Raw genomic sequence first — 17,977 nt, 5'->3', positions numbered from 1 at the left:
GCGCGGTGGGCCGGGTGACGGGCCCACCGCGCCGCCGGTGTTCAGCGCAGCCAGCCGTGGTCGCGCACCATCGGCAGCCGGGCCCAGAGCCGACCCGCGCCGAGGGTGTCGCCTGCCGCGGTGGCGGCCAGGACGATCAGGGCGACGGCGTAGATCAGGTGGTAGTCGGCGAACGGGTTCGTCGACATGCTCAGCGAGCCGTCCGAGATGTGCCGCGCGGGCGGCCACTCGGCGACCCACATCAGGATCATCATCGCGGTCCCGGCGACGGCGGCGATCCGCAGCGCGACACCGAGGACAAGCGCGAGGCCGATCCCGAGCAGACCGAGCATGAACAGCCAGTTCGCCCACGGGTCGCCGGCCCAGGAGTGGAAGGTGGACTCCATCGGCCCGACGGCGACGGAGCCGAGGAAGCCCTTCGTCGGCGATCCGCCGTCGATCCAGCCCTTGCCGGACGGAGTCGCGTAGCCGAGGCCGAAGGTCTTGTCGAGGAAGGCCCACAGGAAGACGAACCCGGTGAGCAGGCGCAGGGAGGCGAGGACGTAGGCCCGCACGGTGTGCGTCCCGGTGTCCGCCGACACGGCCGACTCGGATGCGGTGGCGGTCCGGTTGCTGTGCAGCGACGGCAGATGGAAGCCGGAGCTCCGGTTCGGGTGCTCGTGCACGGCCATGGTCGGGGTTCCCTTCGAAGGCGGTCGGGTCGGTGCCTGCCACCCCTCACCCTGGCCGCGCACACCGCACGGCGACGGATGCCGAAGGTCCGTGTCAGGGGGGCCGAACGGCCCTGCTCTCCAAGGATGTTGGTCCGACCACGGCACGCCGGGCACCCTGGCTCTCGCCGTAGCTCTCGTGCCCGGTGGATCATGAGGGCAGACGACGGAAGGCGGCACATGTCCAAGGCCTCGGGCAGACAGGTCCCGCAGTGGCGCCGGCTGGTGCCCGGTCTCGTCGCGCTCCTCGGCTATCGCCGTGCGTGGCTCAGGGGCGATCTGCTCGCCGGGGTGACCGTGGCCGCCTATCTGGTGCCGCAGGTCATGGCCTACGCGGGCGTGGCCGGGCTGCCGCCGGTCGCCGGTCTGTGGGCGATCCTCCCGGCCCTCGGGCTGTACGCGGTGTTCGGTTCCTCGCGGCTGCTGTCCGTCGGCCCCGAGTCCACGACCGCCCTCATGACCGCCGCCGTGGTCGCACCGCTCGCCGCCGGGGACGCCGGGCGTTACGCCTCGCTGGCTGCGGCGCTCGCCGTCACGGTCGGGCTGCTCTGCCTGGTCGCCCGGGCGGTGCGGCTGGGCTTCCTCGCGGACCTGCTGTCCCGCCCCGTTCTGATCGGCTATCTCGCGGGCGTGGCGCTCATCATGATGGTGGACCAACTGCCCAGGCTCACCGGCGTGCGGACGACGGGCGCGGAGTTCTTTCCCCAGGTGTGGTCCTTCCTCGTCCACCTGCCCGACGCCGACCCGGCGACCGTCGTCTTCTCCGCCGTCGCCCTCGCGTTTCTCTTCGTGACGGCCCGATACGCCCGCGCCGTGCCCGGCCCGCTGGTCGCCTTCGTCCTCGGGACCGCCGCGGTCGTGGTCTTCGACCTCGACGGGCGGTACGGGCTCGAGGTGATCGGCGAGGTTCCGGGGGGTCTGCCGAGCCTTGCCGTTCCGGACCTGGGCGAGCTGCCCCACCTCGTGCTGCCGGCGCTCGGCGTGCTGCTGGTCGCCTACACCGACTTCATCCTCACCGCGCGGGCGTTCGCCGACCACGACGACGAGGGCCCCGGGCTCGACGCCGACCAGGAGTTCCTCGCCCTGGGCGCGGCCAACCTGGGCGCCGGGGCGCTGCACGGCTTCCCGGTGAGCAGCAGCGCCAGCCGCACCGCCCTCGCCTCCTCGGCGGGCGCCCGCAGCCAGGCGTACTCGCTGGTGGCCGGAGCGGTGGTGCTCGCCGTGCTGCTCTTCCTGAGCCCGCTGCTGGCGCGGACGCCCTCCGCGGTGCTCGGCGCGCTCGTCGTGTACGCGGCGGTCCGCATGATCGACCTCGCCGGCTTCCGGCGGCTCGCCTCCTTCCGCCGCCGGGAACTGCTCCTGGCCCTCGGCTGTCTCGCGGGCGTGCTCGCCCTCGACATCCTGTACGGGGTGATCGTGGCCGTCGGCCTGTCGGTGGCCGAACTCCTGACACGCGTGGCGCGTCCGCACGACGCGGTCGAGGGCCTGGTCCCCGGCATGGCCGGCATGCACGACGTGGACGACTATCCACAGGCCCGCACGATCCAGGGCCTCCTCGTCTACCGCTACGACTCGCCCCTGTTCTTCGCCAACGCGGACGACTTCCGGCGCCGGGCCCTGGCCGCCGTCGACGAACAGACCGACCCCGTCCGCTGGTTCGTCCTCAACACCGAGGCCAATGTCGAGGTCGACATCACCGCCCTCGACGCGGTCGACGCACTGCGCCGCGAACTGACCCACCGCGGCGTCCTGTTCGCCCTCGCGCGGGTGAAGCAGGACTTGCTGGACGACCTGGAGGCGTACGGCCTCGCGGACACGGTCGGCAAGGACCGGATTTTCCCCACGCTCCCTACTGCCGTGGCCGCCTACCGCGTGTGGCTCGGCCGTCAGTAGGCGGCCAGGCCCTCCGGGTCCTGAGGGAAGCCGAAGGAGGTACGGGTTACCGGTGTGCGGCCGTCGTCGCCGATGAGGCCGATGCCGCCGATGGCGTGCTCGCTGAATGGCCGTCCAGCAGGGACTTTCCTCGGGCACGGCCTCGATCAGACGGTCGGTGCCGTAGAGGGCGGGGCGCCACCCGAGACCTTGCCTTCGGTGCCGTACGGCGCCATCCATGGGCCAGGTGGCCCATGGCCTGCCCGGAGGGCCCGGTACAAGCTGGCCTCGGAAGTCCGTACACCCCGCTGCGGAGGCACACCATGAACGCTCCCCTCACTCCCGGCCCCAACATGCTGCGGGCGCTGTCCGCCGAGCACAGCCGACGGCTCATGCGCGTCGCCCGGGAGGTGTCCATCCCTCAGGGAACACGTCTGTTCGAGGAGGGTGGGCGCGCCGACCGCTTCTGGATCATCCGCACCGGCACCATCGAGCTCGACATGCACGTGCCGGGCCGTCGGGCGGCTGTCATCGAGAACCTCGGGCACAACCAACTGGTCGGCTGGTCCTGGCTCTTCACCCCCCACGTCTGGCACCTGGGCGCCGGAGCGAGCACGCCGGTGCGGGCCTACGAGTTCGACGCCGCGGCCGTCCGCTCCATGTGCCAGGCTGACGCGGCCCTGGGCCACGACGTCGCCCAGTGGGTCGGTGAGGTGCTCGCCCACCGTCTGCACGCGGCCAGGACCCGCCTCCTGGACCTCTACGCCCCGTACGGCGCCGGCAGCACCGTCTGACCCGAAGGAGTGGCCATGCACGGCACCCCGCACATCGTCAGCGATGTCATGACCCACCCGGTCGCCGCGGTCGGAAGCGGGGCGACCTTCAAGGAGATCGTGCGGCTGATGCAGGACCGGAAGGTGGGCGCCCTGCCCGTCGTCGACGCGAGGGTCGTGTCGTCGGCGTCGTCTCCGAGGCGGACCTGCTGCCCAAGGAGGAGTTCCGCGACAGCGCATACGCACAGACGTGCGGGACGGCGTGGTGAAGCTGGTCGGCCAGGTCCGGGACACCTCCCTGGTGCCCCTGGTGGCACGGCTGGTCCGCGCGGTGGAAGGGGTCGTGGACGTGGACTTCGACCTCACCCGGCACGGAAACCCGAAGGACGCAGAGGACGCAGAGGACGCACCCGCGGGTGTCACCGAGAGCCTCGAGCCTCGCGGGGCAGCCTCCCCGTGAAGGGGACAGCACGTGAAAGAGGCCGCACGTGAAAGGGGCCGGTCGGCCCTGGTACAACCGGCCCGGGCGCGTGATGATCGGCATCATGACAGCCCGCAGTCTGTCCTCCACCGGGGAACGAGGGGTCGCCGCCATGCCGGAGCCACGCGCCTTCACAGAGCAGGACCCGATCCGGGTGTTCCTGGTGGACGACCACGAAGTCGTCCGCCGCGGCCTGGCGGACCTGCTCGACTCCGAACCCGACATCTCGGTGATCGGCGACGCCGGCACCGTCGACCACGCGCTCGCCCGCGGCCCCGCGCTGCGCCCCGACGTCGCCGTCCTCGACGTACGCCTGCCGGACGGTGACGGCATCTCGGTCTGCCGGGAGCTGCGCAGCCAGATGCCGGAGCTGGCCTGTCTGATGCTGACCTCGTTCGACGACGAGGAAGCCCTGCTCGACGCGATCATGGCCGGCGCCTCCGGCTACGTCCTCAAGCAGATCAAGGGGTCCGACCTCGTATCGGCGGTCCGCACGGTGGCCTCGGGCCAGTCGATGCTGGATCCCGCGACCACGGCCCGCCTGATGCGCTCACTGCGGGCCGAGCCGGCAGAGACCCCTGCCGTGCCGTCCGAGCTGGCGAGCCTGTCACCGCGCGAGAGGGACATCCTGGCGCTGATCGGCGACGGCCTGACCAACCGTGAGATCGGCAGGAAGCTCTACCTGTCCGAGAAGACCGTCAAGAACCACATCTCCCGCCTGCTGGCCAAGCTCGGCGTGCAGCGCCGGGTCCAGGCCGCCGTCCTCGCCTCCCATCTGGAGCACCCGGAGGCGCGCGAACGCCGGACCAGGTGAGGCGGGCAGGACGCGTCGGAACCGTGCTGCGCGCCGGACGGTGTCCGTCTCCTCAACGGCGCCCGGTCTCCGCCGCGAAGCCGTCGAGCAGGGAGAAGGTGCGCGCAGGCTGTTCGAGGTGGGGCAGGTGGCCCGCTTCCGGCACGACTTCGAAGCGGGCGTTGCCGAAGGATGCGGCGTACTCCTTGCCGTAGGCCGGGGTCGCGATGCGGTCGCTCTCGCCCCACAGGACGAGGGTGGGGGTGGCGACGGCCGCGAGACGGGGGCGGAGGGCGGGGTCGCTCATGGCGGGGCCGCCGGAGAAGACCCGCAGGGCCGCCATGTTGGCCTGGAAGAGGGCGAGTCGCTCGGCCGGGACGGTCGCCGGGTCGACGTAGAAGCGCTCGGAGTCGTGGTACGCGTACTCGGCGACGCCGCGCGCGTCGAGGGTGAAGAAGTCCCGGATCGGTTCGCCTTCGACCTCGATGCCCACCGAGTTCACCAGAACGACCCCGCTGACCAGGCCCTGCGTGTCGGCCGTGGCCAGCTCGGCGGCGATCCAGCCGCCGAGCGAGGAGCCGATGACCAGGACGTCGGACAGGTGGCGCTCTCGGAGGAGGCGGAGGTAGGCGGCGGCGAGGTCCGCCACGTGGGTGAAGTCGTCGGGCCGGGGGGTGCCGTTCCAGCCCGGGTGGGTGGGCAGCAGGGTGTGGGCCGTCGCGGCGAAGTGCTCGGCGATCGGGGCGACGGTGGCGGGGCCACCGCCGCCGTGCAGGACGAGGACGGGGCGGCCGGCGGCGGGGCCGGATTCGGTGAGGGGCAGTTCCGGAGTCATGACCAGGACAGTAACTAAGGATATTTATATAAGCAAGTTTAGTCAGAGTGCTAGCCTGAAGAGCATGTCCGTTGAACCACAGATCCTCGGAAGGGCCGTGAAGGCCGTCCAGTACCGCCAGCACCGAGCGCTCGACACCCGCCTCGCGTCCGTCGGCAGCACGCTCGCGCAGTGGGACGCGCTACGGGCGATCGGCCGCACGCCGGGCTCCAGCGCACGGGAGCTGGCGACGGCGACGTTCCAGAGCGAGCAGGCGTTCGGCACGCTGGCCGGACGCCTGGTGACCCAGGGACTGGTGGACCGGCGCCCCGGGCGCGGCCGCCGTTTCGAGCACCACCTCACTCCCGAAGGGGAGCGGGTACTGGAGGCGGGCCACGAGGTGGCGAACTCGGTGCTCACGGAGTGCTTCGAGGGTCTGACGGAGACGGAGCGAGAAGCACTGCTGGGGCTGCTGCGGAAGATCGAGGGACGCCCCGAAGGCGACAGCGGCCTCTAGGGCTCATCCCGTAATGATCTTCTGGCGAGCGCGGACGTCGGCGCCCCGTGCATCTCGATCGTCTCGTGAAGCGGGCCGGCGTCCGGCGCACCACGGTCCGCCTCACCCGAGGTCCGGGAGCTGCCACGACGGCTTTCAGGATCGCTGAGGAATTGGCTCAACTCGGGTGCTGGTAGCTTCGGGAACGTGATCGTGTACCCGCTTTGGCATGTTGGCCACCAGAACGAGGCCGGCAACGACCAGTCGACCGTCCATGTCAACGAGGACGGCGTCTTCGTCGACGAGCAGGACGGCGACGACGTGAAACTGCTCGGCATCTACTCGACACGGGAGCGGGCAGAGGAGCGCATGAAGCTGGCCCGGCCGCTGCCGGGCTTCCGGGACGAACCGGAGTGCTTCGTCCTCGAGGGTTACGAAATCGACGAAGACATCTGGACAGAGGGCTTCGTGCGGATCCCACCTGGCGAGTAGCGGCCGTTACTACCGCGAGGAGTACGGCAGCAAAGTACAGCAACCCCACCAACCCTTCGGGGTCTGCGCCCGCTCGTGGCGAACGGGAGACAACGGCCCCGGTCGCCGTGGTGATGCAAGCGGCCTAGCTTGGAAGTGTTCGGCGGCTCCGTCCCGGCCGATCGGAATCCCGTGTCGGCGACAGGGTCTGTCGTCATGGCGAGCCGCACAACGTCACCGGCGCGTGTGTTCCTGGTGTGGACGGAGACAGATGACCCAGTCGTCGTTGAGTGAGTACAGACCGGGGCAGCGGTTCCCGGGAGTGATCGGGCGGACGACCGATGAGTCGAGTCCGGCGTGGCCGCAGCCGGTGCGGGCGGTGGCGGGTGCGCCGAACGTGCTGTTCATCGTGTTCGACGACACGGGGTTCGGGCAGTTCGGCTGCTACGGCAGTCCGATCGAGACGCCGAATCTGGACGCGCTTGCCGGGGGTGGGCTGCTGTACAGCAACATGCACACCACCTCGCTGTGCTCGCCGTCGCGCTCCTGCATCATCACGGGCCGCAACCACCACGCCAACGGCATGGCGGCGATCACGGAGCTGGCCACCGGCTATCCGGGCTACGACGGGCAGATCCCGTTCGAGAACGGGTTCCTGTCGGAGATGCTGTTGGAGCACGGCTACAACACGTACATGGTCGGCAAGTGGCACCTGACGCAATCGGAGCAGGAGTCGGCGGCGGGCCCGTACGGCCGGTGGCCGCTGGGGCGGGGTTTCGAGCGGTTCTACGGGTTCCTGGGCGGGGACACGAGCCAGTGGTATCCGGACCTGGTGTACGACAACCACCAGGTCGAGCCGCCGGCTACGCCGGAGGAGGGCTACCACCTGACGGAGGACCTGGTCGAGCGGGCGATGTCGTTCATTGCCGACGCCAAGCAGGTCGCCCCGGACAAGCCGTTCTTCCTGAACCTGTGCACGGGTGCGGCGCACGCTCCGCACCATGTGCCCAAGGAGTGGGCGGACCGCTACCGGGGCCGGTTCGACGACGGCTGGGACGCCTACCGCGAGCGCACCTTCGCCCGGCAGAAGGAGCTCGGCGTGGTGCCCGCGGACGCGCAGCTGTCCCCGCACGATCCGGACGTGCCCGCGTGGGATTCGCTCACGCCCGACGCGCGGCGCCTGGCCGCGCGGATGATGGAGGTCTATGCGGGGTTCCTCTCCCACACCGACCACCACCTCGGGCGGCTGCTGGACTTCCTGAAGGAGACCGGCGAGTTCGACAACACGCTGATCATGGTGGTCTCCGACAACGGTGCCAGCCCCGAGGGCGGCGTCACCGGCACCACCAACGAGCTGCAGGCCTTCAACAACGCGCCCGAGACGCTGGAGGAGAGCCTGGCGCGGATCGACGAGATCGGCGGCCCTGCCACGTTCAACCACTACCCGTGGGGATGGACGTGGGCGGGCAACACCCCGTTCCGGCGGTGGAAGCGGGAGACCTACCGCGGTGGCGTGAGCGACCCCTTCCTCGTCCACTGGCCGGCCGGTATCCGAGCCCGTGGTGAGGTCCGCGGCCAGTTCGCGCACATCATCGACATGGTGCCCACCGTCCTGGACGTGCTCGGCATCGAGGCGCCCGCGGCCATCCGGGGTGTCACCCAGTCGCCCCTGCACGGGGTCAGCTTCGCGCACACCTTCGACGACGCCTCGGCGACGAGCCGCCACCGCACCCAGTACTACGAGATGTTCGGTCACCGGGCGATCGACCACGACGGATGGCGGGCGGTCTGCCCCTGGCCCGGCCCCTCCTTCACCGAGGCCGGACGGCCTTTCGGCACCCCGATCACCGTGGCGGACCTCGACGACCTCGACGCCCACCACTGGGAGCTCTACCACGTCGACCAGGACATCGCCGAAACCCGGAACCTCGCCCAGGAGCACCGCGGCAAACTCATCGAGATGATCGCCCTGTGGTACATCGAAGCCGGCAAGTACAACGTGATGCCGATCGACGGCAGCGCCTTCCAGCGCCTGATGACCGAGCGCCCGCAGATCACCGAGAACCGGACCAGCTACACCCTGCGCCCCGGCACCCAGGTGCTCCCCGCCGCGGTCGCCCCCCGGGTACTCAACCGCCCGCACAGCGTCACCGCCGACGTCGAGATCCCGCCCGGCGGCGCGGAGGGCGTCCTGATCAGCCAGGGCACCAACGCCGGCGGCTGGTCCCTCTACGTCAAGGACGGCCACCTCCACTACGCCCACAACTACGTGCAGCGGGCCCTGCACCATGTCGCCTCTGGCGAAAGCGTGCCCGAGGGGCGGCACGCCTTGCGCTTCGAGTTCGAGCCCACCGGCACCCCGGACATCGCCCATGGCAAGGGAGCGCCGGGCCGCGCCCAGCTCTACATCGACGGCCGCCTGGTCGGCGAGAGCGACATGCCGGTCACCACCCCGGTCACGTTCAATCCGGGCGGCATGGCCTGCGGCGCCAACCCCGGCTCTGCCGTCACCCCCGACTACCGGGCGCCGTTCCGCTTCACCGGCACCCTCCACAGCGTCACCGTCGACCTGTCCGGCGACCTCATCGTCGACGTCGAGAGCGAGATGCGCATGCACATGGCCCGCCAATGAGGAGCGGGTGAGCAACCGGCGATGCGCGTCCTTGCATACGTCGGCCACTCGGCTCAGGGGCCCGGTACTCGGGCCCGGCGCCGCGCCAGTCGGTCCCGGGCGAACCCGCGATGTCTGCCGGGTCGATGTCCAGCCGCCGGCGCACATCCGCTGCCGAGCCCCCGAGGTGCCGCAGTTCGCACCAGGCTGAGGGGCCCGGACGCCGTTGCCGCCAAGAGGGATGAAAGGACGACTGAGCGGTGCGGCCCGTCCCGGCGCAGGAACCGTCAGCCCTCCGTGCCCGCCGCCCAGAGCACGGTGCCGCCGGACGTGATCACGACGTTTCCGTCGGCCTGGAAGACGAGGACCGCTCCTGGGTGGCCATTGGTCTGTGAGGCCCACACGGGCTGTCCGCCGCTGTTGTAGACGACCAGGTTGCCGTCCGCCTGGAAGCGGGCGGTGTTGCCCTCGCCGCTGGTCATCGCGGCCCAGCGCGCCTTGCGGTCCTGGTCGTAGATCACCAGGTTGCCGTCCTGCTGGATGATCAGACTCCTGGCCCCGGTCCCCACGGACTCTCCGGTGGCCAGCTCGAGCGGGGCCTGTACGACCTTGGGTGCCGCGTCCCCGTCCTGGCTCTTCTGGGACTCCTGGGGCTGCTGAGGCTGTTCGGTCGAGGCGGACGGCGTCTTGCCCGCGGTCGCCGGGGCGGCCGAGCCGGAGGGCCGCCCCTGCGCGGACGGGGAGGAGTCGGCCGAGGAACGCTGCGTACCGAAGTGGACGGCGGCCACCACGGCCACCACGACCGCGGCCGCCGCGATGGCCGTGGTCAGCAGCCAGGCGGGCCGAAGCCGCCGGCGGGGCTCCGCCGGGGCGGCCAGGACGGTCTCGTACCGCTCCGTCGTCGGGGCTGGTTCCTGTCCGGCGGAGACCGCCGTGGCGTGCTGCGCGAGGTCGACCAGGGTGTGCGCCGCGTGCTCGGCCTCGGTCAGCTCTCCGGCGAGAACCGAGGGGCATTCGTCGGGCCAACGCCCGGTCCTGCCGTCCCTCTCCTCCAGCCATGCGCCCAGCCGGGCCGCCGTCGGACGCTCGGCCGGGTCCTTGGCCAGACACGCGGCGAGCAGCGGCACCAGCTCCGGGGGGACGCCTGTGAGGTCGGCCTCCTCATGGACCACTCGGTACATCAGGGTGGCCGCGGGGATCTGTTCCCCCGCGCGCGAGAAGGGACCGCGTCCGGTCGCGGCGTAGACCAGCGTGGCGGCCAGCGAGAACACGTCGGCGGGTTCGGCGGCGACGCTGCCGACGGCCTGGTCCGGTGCGAGGAAGCCGGGGGAGCCCACGGACACACCGAGGCGGGTGTGACGGCTGTCGTCGGCGGCCCGTGCGACACCGAAGTCGATCAGCCGTGGACGGTCGCGTGCCAGCAGGACGTTCCCGGGCTTGACGTCCCGGTGCGCGAGACCGGCCTGGTGCACGGCCTGCAGGGCGCCGCACAGTTCGGCGGCGAGGGCGAGCAACGCGGGCCGCGGCAGCGGGCCATGGGCCGCGACCCATTCGGCGAGCGACGGCGCGGGCACGTACTCGGTGGCCAGCCACTGCGGGCGTTGGCCCGGGGCGCTGTAGTCCACGACGGTCACGGTCCAGGGCGAACGGACACGGTCGCTGTTGCGTATCTCGCGGGCGAACCGCTCCTCGAACCCCGGCTCGGAGCTGAGATCGTCGCGGATCGTCTTCAGCGCGAGCAGTCGGCCCGAAGCCGTACGGGACAGGAACACCTGCCCCATGCCGCCCGCACCGAGCCGGCCGAGCAACGGATAGCCGCCTATGGACGTCGGGTCCGAAGGCTGAAGGTTGTTCATGACGACTGTTCCCCGGAAGTGTGCGTCAGCGCTCGAACCCACGCGCTGGGCGCCTTGGCTTGCGTGCTGGTGAGCAGGGTGGTCCGCGCCCGCAAGTATGCCGGACGGGTTCGCCTTTCGCGTTTCTCGCCAACTCGCCGACGTCGAGCAGAAGTTGTGTCCGGCCGGGTGCTCCCCGGAACCGTAGGCCCTGGCGACGAAGACCGGCATACATGACGAAACCGGCAGATATCCGCACGCCAACGGGAGATTGCCCGACCTCCCCCGCCCGGTCCCGGGCACCGGATTCCGGGTGACACCGGCCCGGCAGGACGTCCGCGCATCACTCGCGCCCCGCCCGGCTCCCGCCCTTGTGCCCCGGAGCTTCCCCGCTCCTGCCCTTGCAGACCAGGACTTCACCCCTCGGGCTTCCCTCAGGCCGCCTGGTCGCCGTCGGCCTCGTCGGCGTTCCCCAGCACCGGCGCGGCATCGGCGGGGCGCCGACCGACCGGACCGCCCCGCACATCACCCTGAGCCTGCGCGAGGCGGCCTACCGGCACCCGGACGTGCCGGACGCACCTCCACGCCTGATCACCGCGATCACCGACGCGGTGGCCGGCGTACTCGGCGAGCAGGTGCGGCATCAGGTGGCGGTCGGCCTGTCGGCCGTCCCCGAAGGGCGCTCCGGAATCGGCGGCCAGGTCGCCTGACCCGCTGCGGGCCGAGCCCGGAACTCGCCGACCTGCCTTACGTCCGGTACGCCGGACGTCCTGCACGCCGAGGCCCTGGAGCAGGGACCGGGGCCTCGGCGGAGTGGTTCAGCGGCCGAGTGGTTCAGCCCTGTGTGCGGGCCGGAAGCCGCCATCCCGGGCGCGGGAAGTGGCAGGTGTAGCCGTCGGGGTAACGCTCCAGGTAGTCCTGGTGCTCGGGCTCGGCCTCCCAGAAGGGGCCCACCGGCTCGACCTCGGTGACGGCCTTGCCCGGCCACAGCCCGGAGGCGTCCACGTCCGCGATGGTGTCCTCGGCGACCCGCTTCTGCTCGTCGTCCACGTAGTAGATCGCCGAGCGGTAGCTGAGGCCGATGTCGTTGCCCTGGCGGTTCTTGGTGCTCGGGTCGTGGATCTGGAAGAAGAACTCCAGGAGCGTGCGGTAGTCCGTCTTCTCGGGGTCGAAAAGGATCTCGATGGCCTCCGCGTGGGTGCCGTGGTTGCGGTACGTCGCGTTCGGCACGTCACCCCCGGTGTATCCGACCCGGGTCGCCGTCACGCCCGGGAGCCTGCGGATCAAGTCCTGCATCCCCCAGAAGCATCCGCCCGCAAGCACGGCCCTCTGCGTCTGCGCTGCCATCTCAGCACCTTCCGTATCTCTCGTCTCGGCCACTTGAGCTGCTCGCTCGCACACCGTCGACGTACCAGCCCTCGTGGATACAACAGCACGTGAGAGGCCCGAACAATTCCGTGCCCGCAGAGTCGACCAGCACGCCGTCATCGAATCGAGGTATACATCGAATCGATGCGAGTCGTGACCGGGTAGACTCGGGTGGACGCGGCCGGGTGCTGGTCACCGTCCCCGGCTGCCCCTGGCTCGAGATCCTGGGCCAGCTGGGGCGGCGCGACCGGCACCGACCGCACCGCTCCCCTGACATCTATGCCGCGCGTCCCAGACGGAAGCGGGGATGCGGCTCGGCGCGGCCGGTGGCCAGGTCGGCCGCCATCGCGCCGATGAGCGGGGCGAACTTCGCGCCGTGTCCTGAGCACGGGGACACGACGACGAAGGGGCCGTGGCGGTCCAGGACGAAGTCCTCGTCCGGGGTGGTGGTGTAGAGGCAGGTCGCCTCGGCGACCGGGTCGGGCTCGAGGCCCGGGAGGCGGTCGCGTACGAAGCCGCTCACCCGCGTCCGCGACGACGGGTCGACGACCCCGCTGCGGGTGCGGGCGGTGGCCGGGGTGCCGCGGTCGTGCTCGGCGACCTTGACCGCAGGGAGCGGACCCCCGTCGCTTCCGGACGGCAGGCCGTAGAGGTGCAGCGCGCCGTCCCAGATCAGGGTCGGCCACCTGACGGACGGGTCCCGCTGCCGGAAGTGGAAGACCTGCTGCTGGGTCACCGCCAACGGCGGCAGAGTGAAGGGCAGTTCGAGCTCGGGCAGCCAGGCGCCGGCCGCGATCACCACCGTGTCGGCGACGATCTCGCGGCCGTCGTCGGTGTGCAGACGCACCTTCTCGCTCCCCCGGACGTCGATGCCGGTGACGCGGGTGCCGATGACCGCCCGCGCCCCGTGCTCGATCGCCCGCCGTACGCAGGTCCCGACGGTCTCGTCGGCGTCGACCACACCCGCGTCCGGCTGGTGGAGCACCGGCCCGGTGATGCGGATGTACGGCCAGCGTTCGGCGGCGGCTTCCGGGCCGAGGAGTTCGTGGGGCACTCCGGCCGCGCCAAGGAGGTCGGCGAGCGCCCTGGGGTCGTGGTTCTCGCCCATGTCGAGCCCACCGGTCGTGCGCAGCAAGGAGGTCGAACCGTCGTCCTCCAGCTCCCGCCACTGCTCGTGGGCCTGTCCGGTCAGCCGTACGTAGAAGGGGTCGGCGTACACCCGCCGGAAGATCCGTGAGCTGCCGTGCGAACTTCCGTGCCGGTGGCCGATGTCGTACGCCTCGATGAGCGTGACCTCGTGGCCTCGGCGGGCCAGTTGCCAGGCGGTGGCCGCGCCCATGAGTCCGGCGCCGACGACGGCGATCACAGTCCCTCCCCGGGGATCCGGTCGGTGCCCGCGAGCGGAACGCGGGCCATGACAGCAGACTCGATCGTACGGGCGACCAGGTCCTCGGGTTCCAGGTGGAGGGGGGTGGGCCCGCGGTGGGCCTTGCCGCAGGCGGACGGCGGACTGTGCACCGGAGGTCGGCCGCGAGACCCTCAGCCCGCGGACGCCCGGTCCTGGGGGAGCCTGGGGTCGGTGGTGTCGCTCGGCCACCGGTCCGCTCGACGGGCGGCGACGATCATCACGGCGAGTCCGCTCAGGACGACGGCGGCGCCGACGTAGAGCGGTGCGGTGTAGCCGAGGCCGGCGCTGATGGCGAAGCCGCCGAGCCAGGCGCCCAGGGCGTTGCCGACGTTGGAGGCGGACACGTTGGCGGCGGCGGCGAGCGGCACCCCGTGGGCGTGGTCGGTGACCCGGGTGATCATGCCGGGAACGCTCGCGAAGCCGAACAGCCCCGTGAGGAAGACCAGGACCACCGACGCGACGGGGTCGGCGGCCAGCAGCCCGAACGCGGTGAGCGTGACGGTGAGACCGGCCAGGGAAGCGATCAGGGTGAGGTCGCGATCGCGGTCGGCGGCCCGTCCCCCGACGATGTTGCCGATCACGAGGCCGCTGCCGTACACGACGAGCAGCCAGGCGACATCCGTGCTGGAGAAGCCGGTGACCCGGGTGAAGGTGTAGGCGAGGTAGCTGAACGCGCCGAACATCCCGCCGTAGCCGAGCGCGGTGGCGGCCAGGGTCAGCCAGACCTGCGCCGAACGGAAGGCGTGCAGCTGGGTACGCAGCCCGTCCGGCCGGCCGGTGGCCTTGCCGGAGGCGTCGGAGGAACGCGGCCGGTCCACCTCGCCGGCCCAGCCCGGTACGCACACGGCGATGGCGACCGCGGCGACGACACCTATGGCGGTGATCGCCCAGAACGTGGCGCGCCAGCCCCAGCGTTCGCCGACCAGGGCGCCGAACGGCACGCCCAGCACGTTCGCGACCGTCAACCCGGCGAACATCACCGCCACCGCCCGTGACGCGCGCTCGGGGGCGACCATGCGCCGTGCGACGAGCGAGCCGATGCCGAAGAACGAGCCGTGGCACAGCGCCGCCACCACGCGGCCGAGCATCATCAGCGAGTAGTTCGGTGCGACGGCGGACAGCAGGTTGCCGACGACGAACAACGCCACCAACCCGGTGAGAACCGCCTTGCGGGGCAGCCCGGCGGTGGCGGCGGTCACCACGATCGCGCCGACCGCGACCGTCAGGGCGTAGCCGGAGATCAGCCATCCCGCCGCGGCCTCGGACACCGCAAGGCTGCGGCTCACTTGCGGAAGCAACCCGGCGATCACGAACTCGGTCAGACCGATCCCGAATCCACCGAGAGCGAGCGCGACGAGCCCGGCGGGCATCTGCCGTGTACGGACGGCCGGTCGGATGTTCATGCCACCATCTTCGCGCGGCGCTACGGCCGCTGACCCGGCGTCGGCTCGCGAACGCGAGAGGGCCCCCGGACGGTTCCGTGGGCCCTCTCGTCGGATCGTCGTGCCGGTCAGGTCAGTGTGGGGCGGCCACCGGCGTGCCCGCGGTCACCGTGGCGGGCTTGGGGTGCAGCAGTCGTTCGGCCAGTTCGCCGAAGACGAGGCCGAAGCCCGCCCAGAGCGTGACCTGCATGGCGAGGGCGGACAGGCGGAACCGCCACAGCAGTGCGGCCGGGAAGTCGCTCGGCACCTCGTTGACGGCGGGCAGGAACTCGTAGGCCAGCCCGATGACGAGCGCGAAGCCGAGGACGGCTGCGACGGTGGCGTTCCAGGTGCCCAGCCTCGGTGCGAGCCGCTTGCCCAGGATCACCGCGGCGACCGCGAGCAGCACGCTGAGCACCATCATCAGGAAGTACAGGGTGGTCCGCTTGCCGATGGTGTCGGGGTCGCCGACCGCGGGCGGGTTCGCCGGGTACTTCAGGAACGGCACGACGTACACGGCGAGCAGGGCGGTCCCCGACAGCAGAAGTGCCGTGGCCCGGGGGCTGAAACGGCCGACGCGGCCGAGGGCGAAGCAGAAGGCGAGGGCGGCGATGCCGCCGAAGGCCACCCCGTAGATCAGCACGCCGGTGGCGAGGCCGGCGGTGGACTGGAGGCTGCGGGAGACGAGTTCGACCTCGTGGTGCTCGTGGCCCGCGGCGTGGGACTCCTCGAAGCCGATCGCGCTGTCGACGTTCGGCTCACCGAGGAAGTAGGCGACGATCAGGGCGAGCACGCCGGCGCCCAGGCCGGCGAGCATGCCCCGCACGAGGAGGCTTCTTACCGTTGCGGAGTTCATGGCTGTGCTGGGGTTCCCCTCGGGATCAGTGGCAGGGGAAACCGAGCAGGTGGCGGGCGTCGTGCACCCACTCGTGAACGTCCTCGCCGGAGACGACGGCTGTCGCGCCCTGCTCCGCGCCGACGAAGTACAGCAGGACCAGCATCAGGACGCCGAAGAAGACCGCCCACGGGGCGATGTCCTTCAGCGGCAACTTGGCGGGTACGACAGGCGTGGTGGTAGTCGGCTGGGCGACATGCTGCGCCATGGCAGGACCTCCTCTGGGAGTTCGCGTCCCATCTCGGTGGTGCACATGACGACGGCCACGGGTCTGACTCGCGATGCGCCCCTTCGGGGTACACCGTCCACAGTGGCGCGACCGTGCCGGGTTCTCACCGGCTTCCGTCTCGCCGTCGTCGATATCAGAGCGACGGTACCGCGTGTCGGGCCCCTGGCCAATACCGCCCCACCTGGCGTGATTCCGCTCTCCACGGCCAGATGGCCCGGATCACCACGTCGGTCCCGCTCAGCGGAGCCTCTCCGCGGTGGTGTCGGGTCGGGCGAGCCCGAGTTCGCGTTCGCCGAGCGGGGCGAAGAAGCGCTCGACGTCGGCCGCGGTGACCTCGGCGAGAGTGGCCGGCGACCAACGCGGGTCCCGGTCCTTGTCGATGACCTGGGCGCGGATGCCCTCGACCAGGTCGGGTGTGGTCAGGGCAGCGCAGGAGACGCGGTACTCCTGTTCCAGCACCCGTTCCAGCGAGCCGAGCCGCCGGGCACGGCGCAGGGCGGCCAGGGTGACCTTGAGCGAGGTGGGCGACCTGGTCAGGAGGGTCTCCGCGGCCTCCTTCGCCGCCGGATCGCCGTGGGCGAACAGCCGTCGGACGATCTCCTCGACGGTGTCCGCCGCGTAGCAGGTGTCGATCCATGCCCGGTGGCCGGCCAACTCGCCTGCCGGCACGGGCCGTACATGACGGTCCAGGGCATCCGGTAGGGGCAGCCCTGCGAGGTCGTCGGCCAACTGCCGGAGGGAAGCGGACGCTACGTAGTGGTCGGCGAGTCCGCACGACACCGCGTCCCCGGCGCCGATCTGCGCACCCGTCAGGGCGAGATGGGTGCCCAGTTCGCCCGGGGCGCGGGCGAGCAGGTGGGTGCCGCCGACGTCCGGCACGAAGCCGATGCCGGTCTCGGGCATCGCGATCCTCGACCGCTCGGTGACGACCCGGACGCTGCCGTGCGCGGAGACGCCGACACCGCCTCCCATCACGATGCCGTCCATCAGGGCGACGTAGGGCTTGGGGTAGCGGGCGATATGGGCGTTGAGGTGGTACTCGTCGTGCCAGAAGGCGGCCGAGGCGGTGCCGTCGTCGTCGCGGGCGTCGTCATGGACGGCGCGGATGTCCCCGCCCGCGCACAGGCCGCGCTCCCCCGCGCCGGAGATGACGACGGTCTCGACGGCCGGGTCGCGCTCCCATGCCGTCAGCGCGCCGTCGATGCGACGCACCATCGCGTGGTTCAGGGCGTTGATGGCCCTCGGTCGGTTGAGCGTGATGTGGGCGGCTCGGCCGGTGGTGTGCAGCAGGACGGGTTCCTCGATGTCGTTCATCCGGATGCCTCCGTCAGGCCGCGGGCCACGATGACGCACATGATCTCGTTGCTTCCTTCCAGGGTGCTGGACGCACAGGTCATGGACGATCTTCTCCATGCCGTGCTCGCTGAGGAAGCCCCTGCCCCGTCCAGCGGGGGAGCCCGGGCGGGCGCCGAGCATCCAGTGTCGGTGGCGCACCGGGCACGCGGACAGGGCTCGCCCCGACGCGGATGGAGAGCGAGCCCTGTCCACCGGCTCCGATTCTCGGGTCCCGGAGGCCGGCGGGCCCATGAGTGCGCGGGCGCCGGCCGTGGTGAACGGCGCACACCCCGTACGAGTGGCGCACACCCCCGCACGGACCGCCGGCCCGCGGGCCGGATCCGCACGCGTGACCTGTGTCGCGCCGGGGAAGGCGCATCCCGGCGGGGCGTCTCCGGGTGCCCGCGCCACCGACCCGCTTGATCGCGCACCCCCCGCGGCGAGCGATACTGGCCTCCGCACGTC

16 protein-coding genes, 1 pseudogene and 1 riboswitch are annotated in these 17,977 nt (G+C 71.3%); of the genes and pseudogenes, 8 read left to right on the top strand and 9 right to left on the bottom strand.

What is annotated here, in order from left to right; all coding sequences use genetic code 11:
* Window positions 1–41: 41 nt before the first annotated feature.
* Window positions 42–671: a DoxX family membrane protein gene (locus OG736_RS39510; RefSeq protein WP_327186714.1), complete on the bottom strand. Its 630-nt coding sequence runs from the start codon at window positions 669–671 to the stop codon at window positions 42–44.
* A 219-nt stretch (window positions 672–890) separates the two neighbouring features.
* On the opposite strand from OG736_RS39510, the gene OG736_RS39505 reads away from it, so the two are divergent.
* The 4 genes and pseudogenes from OG736_RS39505 to OG736_RS39490 all read left to right on the top strand — a co-directional run bounded on the left by OG736_RS39505 (window position 891) and on the right by OG736_RS39490 (window position 4,650).
* The gene (locus OG736_RS39505) at window positions 891–2,603 is read left to right on the top strand and encodes a SulP family inorganic anion transporter (RefSeq protein ID WP_327186713.1); all 1,713 of its coding nucleotides are present in this window, start codon (window positions 891–893) and stop codon (window positions 2,601–2,603) included.
* A 302-nt stretch (window positions 2,604–2,905) separates the two neighbouring features.
* Entirely contained in the window at window positions 2,906–3,376 is a 471-nt protein-coding gene (locus OG736_RS39500; protein WP_327186712.1) for a Crp/Fnr family transcriptional regulator, read from the top strand.
* Window positions 3,377–3,391: 15 nt separating this feature from the next.
* Window positions 3,392–3,815, top strand: a pseudogene (locus tag OG736_RS39495) (CBS domain-containing protein).
* A gap of 133 nt (window positions 3,816–3,948) precedes the next feature.
* A complete protein-coding gene (locus OG736_RS39490) occupies window positions 3,949–4,650 on the top strand; it encodes a response regulator (protein ID WP_327187834.1) in 702 nt (233 codons plus the stop codon).
* Window positions 4,651–4,702: 52 nt separating this feature from the next.
* Here the strand turns inward: OG736_RS39490 and OG736_RS39485 are convergent, their stop codons facing one another.
* Window positions 4,703–5,464, bottom strand: coding sequence for an alpha/beta fold hydrolase (locus OG736_RS39485; RefSeq protein WP_327186711.1), 762 nt, complete (start codon window positions 5,462–5,464; stop codon window positions 4,703–4,705).
* A gap of 64 nt (window positions 5,465–5,528) precedes the next feature.
* Between OG736_RS39485 and OG736_RS39480 the strand changes: the two genes are divergently transcribed.
* From OG736_RS39480 to OG736_RS39470, 3 genes are all read left to right on the top strand, one after another.
* Window positions 5,529–5,960 carry a MarR family winged helix-turn-helix transcriptional regulator gene (locus tag OG736_RS39480; RefSeq protein WP_327186710.1) on the top strand — a complete coding sequence of 144 codons (432 nt, stop codon included), beginning with the start codon at window positions 5,529–5,531 and terminating at the stop codon, window positions 5,958–5,960.
* Between the two features lie 186 nt (window positions 5,961–6,146).
* The gene (locus OG736_RS39475) at window positions 6,147–6,431 is read left to right on the top strand and encodes a DUF7336 domain-containing protein (protein WP_327186709.1); all 285 of its coding nucleotides are present in this window, start codon (window positions 6,147–6,149) and stop codon (window positions 6,429–6,431) included.
* 265 nt (window positions 6,432–6,696) lie between these two features.
* Complete coding sequence (locus OG736_RS39470) at window positions 6,697–9,042, top strand: sulfatase-like hydrolase/transferase (RefSeq protein WP_327186708.1); 2,346 nt, start codon at window positions 6,697–6,699, stop codon at window positions 9,040–9,042.
* Between the two features lie 266 nt (window positions 9,043–9,308).
* Here the strand turns inward: OG736_RS39470 and OG736_RS39465 are convergent, their stop codons facing one another.
* The gene (locus OG736_RS39465) at window positions 9,309–10,877 is read right to left on the bottom strand and encodes a protein kinase domain-containing protein (RefSeq protein ID WP_327186707.1); all 1,569 of its coding nucleotides are present in this window, start codon (window positions 10,875–10,877) and stop codon (window positions 9,309–9,311) included.
* Between the two features lie 380 nt (window positions 10,878–11,257).
* Here OG736_RS39465 and OG736_RS39460 point away from each other — a divergent pair, with 380 nt between their 5' ends.
* Window positions 11,258–11,566 (top strand): hypothetical protein, encoded by a 309-nt coding sequence (locus OG736_RS39460; RefSeq protein ID WP_327186706.1) that lies wholly within the window; start codon window positions 11,258–11,260, stop codon window positions 11,564–11,566.
* A 124-nt stretch (window positions 11,567–11,690) separates the two neighbouring features.
* On the opposite strand, the gene msrA is transcribed toward OG736_RS39460, so the two are convergent.
* The 6 genes from msrA to OG736_RS39430 form a co-directional block, all read right to left on the bottom strand.
* Window positions 11,691–12,203, bottom strand: coding sequence for a peptide-methionine (S)-S-oxide reductase MsrA (gene msrA, locus OG736_RS39455; RefSeq protein ID WP_327186705.1), 513 nt, complete (start codon window positions 12,201–12,203; stop codon window positions 11,691–11,693).
* Window positions 12,204–12,501: 298 nt separating this feature from the next.
* A complete protein-coding gene (locus OG736_RS39450) occupies window positions 12,502–13,590 on the bottom strand; it encodes an FAD-dependent oxidoreductase (RefSeq protein ID WP_327186704.1) in 1,089 nt (362 codons plus the stop codon).
* Window positions 13,591–13,763: 173 nt separating this feature from the next.
* Complete coding sequence (locus tag OG736_RS39445) at window positions 13,764–15,002, bottom strand: MFS transporter (RefSeq protein ID WP_327187833.1); 1,239 nt, start codon at window positions 15,000–15,002, stop codon at window positions 13,764–13,766.
* A 145-nt stretch (window positions 15,003–15,147) separates the two neighbouring features.
* Window positions 15,148–15,909 (bottom strand): CbtA family protein, encoded by a 762-nt coding sequence (locus tag OG736_RS39440; RefSeq protein ID WP_327186703.1) that lies wholly within the window; start codon window positions 15,907–15,909, stop codon window positions 15,148–15,150.
* 25 nt (window positions 15,910–15,934) lie between these two features.
* Window positions 15,935–16,156, bottom strand: coding sequence for a CbtB domain-containing protein (locus OG736_RS39435; protein WP_020129103.1), 222 nt, complete (start codon window positions 16,154–16,156; stop codon window positions 15,935–15,937).
* A gap of 35 nt (window positions 16,157–16,191) precedes the next feature.
* Window positions 16,192–16,344: riboswitch (cobalamin riboswitch) on the bottom strand.
* 70 nt (window positions 16,345–16,414) lie between these two features.
* Entirely contained in the window at window positions 16,415–17,491 is a 1,077-nt protein-coding gene (locus tag OG736_RS39430) for an enoyl-CoA hydratase/isomerase family protein (RefSeq protein WP_327186702.1), read from the bottom strand.
* Window positions 17,492–17,977: the final 486 nt, after the last annotated feature.

Source organism: Streptomyces sp. NBC_01334 (genome assembly GCF_035983595.1).
Classification (GTDB): Bacteria; Actinomycetota; Actinomycetes; order Streptomycetales; family Streptomycetaceae; genus Streptomyces; species Streptomyces coriariae.
This window is presented reverse-complemented; position numbering and strand designations above follow the sequence as displayed.

What these genes read in the sequence shown, in the direction of transcription:
- OG736_RS39510 (WP_327186714.1), bottom strand. Translation starts at nt 671, where the DNA reads ATGGCCGTGCACGAGCACCCGAACCGGAGCTCCGGCTTCCATCTGCCG.
- OG736_RS39505 (WP_327186713.1), top strand. Translation starts at nt 891, where the DNA reads ATGTCCAAGGCCTCGGGCAGACAGGTCCCGCAGTGGCGCCGGCTGGTG.
- OG736_RS39500 (WP_327186712.1), top strand. Translation starts at nt 2,906, where the DNA reads ATGAACGCTCCCCTCACTCCCGGCCCCAACATGCTGCGGGCGCTGTCC.
- OG736_RS39490 (WP_327187834.1), top strand. Translation starts at nt 3,949, where the DNA reads ATGCCGGAGCCACGCGCCTTCACAGAGCAGGACCCGATCCGGGTGTTC.
- OG736_RS39485 (WP_327186711.1), bottom strand. Translation starts at nt 5,464, where the DNA reads ATGACTCCGGAACTGCCCCTCACCGAATCCGGCCCCGCCGCCGGCCGC.
- OG736_RS39480 (WP_327186710.1), top strand. Translation starts at nt 5,529, where the DNA reads ATGTCCGTTGAACCACAGATCCTCGGAAGGGCCGTGAAGGCCGTCCAG.
- OG736_RS39465 (WP_327186707.1), bottom strand. Translation starts at nt 10,877, where the DNA reads ATGAACAACCTTCAGCCTTCGGACCCGACGTCCATAGGCGGCTATCCG.
- msrA (WP_327186705.1), bottom strand. Translation starts at nt 12,203, where the DNA reads ATGGCAGCGCAGACGCAGAGGGCCGTGCTTGCGGGCGGATGCTTCTGG.
- OG736_RS39445 (WP_327187833.1), bottom strand. Translation starts at nt 15,002, where the DNA reads ATGCCCGCCGGGCTCGTCGCGCTCGCTCTCGGTGGATTCGGGATCGGT.
- OG736_RS39440 (WP_327186703.1), bottom strand. Translation starts at nt 15,909, where the DNA reads ATGAACTCCGCAACGGTAAGAAGCCTCCTCGTGCGGGGCATGCTCGCC.
- OG736_RS39435 (WP_020129103.1), bottom strand. Translation starts at nt 16,156, where the DNA reads ATGGCGCAGCATGTCGCCCAGCCGACTACCACCACGCCTGTCGTACCC.
- OG736_RS39430 (WP_327186702.1), bottom strand. Translation starts at nt 17,491, where the DNA reads ATGAACGACATCGAGGAACCCGTCCTGCTGCACACCACCGGCCGAGCC.